The organism is Salibacter halophilus (assembly GCF_008806325.1).
Classification (GTDB): Bacteria; Bacteroidota; Bacteroidia; order Flavobacteriales_G; family Salibacteraceae; genus Salibacter; species Salibacter halophilus.
Genome location: NZ_WACR01000022.1, coordinates 1 through 1043, shown reverse-complemented (window position 1 = coordinate 1043; position 1043 = coordinate 1). Strand labels below are relative to the sequence as shown.

The 1043-nt window shown below is 43.4% G+C and carries 1 protein-coding gene; it reads right to left on the bottom strand.

Translation table 11 applies throughout. The features are described from left to right. Positions 1-40: 40 nt before the first annotated feature. The gene (locus F3059_RS13605; protein WP_151170214.1) at positions 41-985 is read right to left on the bottom strand and encodes a tyrosine-type recombinase/integrase; all 945 of its coding nucleotides are present in this window, start codon (positions 983-985) and stop codon (positions 41-43) included. Positions 986-1043 lie beyond the last annotated feature (58 nt).

Sequence of the window (1043 nt, the reverse complement as noted above, 5' to 3'; positions counted from 1 at the left end):
TACAGTGGATTTGCTTTTCCCTTGTGATTCTAGGTAGTTTTTAAAGTTCATTTGCGCTCTCCTTCTTGATTAAATGGGTATAGATTTGTGTTGATTCCAAAGAGCTGTGACCTAAGAACCGCTGGATTTTTTGCAGTTCCATTCCGTTTTCTAAAAGGTGGGTGGCGATCGAGTGGCGGAGCGTATGCAAGCCCACTTCTTTTTGCTGTAAGTCTGGATTATCAACTAGCAGAGTCAGTTTCTTTAATCGGGTGTACAAGCTGCCGCCTGTCATGGGTTTACCGATCATGCCAATAAACAGGTTTGATTCTTTTTGGCTTTTGATCAGTTGCGGCCTGTAATCGTAAATCCATTCTTGCAAGATTTTGGAACTTGACTTGCTGAAGGGAACCAATCGTTCTTTGTAGTTCTTGCCTTTTCTTACGTGGATTATTCTTCTGTCGAAGTTAATATCGTCCAAGGCGAGGTTCGCCCCTTCTCTTCTTCTCAGTCCGCAGGCATAAAAAACGACCAACATGGCTTTGTCCCTTGCGTTAAAAGCTTCTTGTTTGGAGTGCGGGGTTTCCTGGTTGGCTGCGTCAAAAAGTTGTTTGATCTCTTCTTGTGTGAGTACGGTAATGTTTCCTTTTTCTAGTTTGAGTTGCTTTAAGGTTACTGGTGGTATTCCTGTTGCTCCTTTGTGCTGTAAGAACTCGTAGAACTTTTCCAAGGCTTGGATTTGCTGGTTGATATAGACATTTCCAAGTCCACCGCCCCGCCTTTGGTTGGGTCGCGTGCTCAGGTGATTGAAGTAGTCTTTGTAGTGCTGGCTTTTGAGTTGGTTTATCTGGTTGCAGTTTTCTTGCTCTAAAAAATGCAGGAACTCGCGGATCATGGAAGGCATGTTGTAAACGGTCTGCGGATTGTAGCCGAGTATGTCCAACCATTCTTTAAAGGCGGTCAACAGGTATTCGTAACTGGCATTTTTCAGGGGTAAATTTCTCACTTGCTCATACCTTTTGGTGAACTTTTTGAACTACGACTTTACGGCCTTGGTTTTCTTT